We start from the raw sequence: 247 nt of genomic DNA on the forward strand, positions 1-247 counted from the left end.
GGTCACGCCTGTACGCCTCGACGGCCGCTTCGATCTCGTCGAAAAACTGTGCGATCCCGCCGGGGTAGTAGCCACTGAAAGGGATGCCGGTATCGCCGGGGTCTGCGGGCAACACGTCGATGTCGTAGATGACGCACCCGTGTTGTTGGTCCTGGGGGAAGGAGGGATTCATCCGCTTCTCCGCGATAAGAAGCCCAGAAATGAAGGTGCCGTGATCGGTGTCGCGGTCGTCGTCCGTGAGGATGCC

1 protein-coding gene is annotated in these 247 nt (G+C 61.5%); it reads right to left on the reverse strand.

The features are described 5' to 3' along the window. On the reverse strand, positions 1–247 hold a 247-nt coding region (locus tag SB658_RS26445), incomplete at both ends, for a hypothetical protein (RefSeq protein ID WP_410603465.1).

Source organism: Bacillus sp. SIMBA_008, assembly GCF_046535495.1.
In the GTDB taxonomy this organism is placed as follows: Bacteria; Bacillota; Bacilli; order Bacillales; family Bacillaceae; genus Bacillus; species Bacillus subtilis.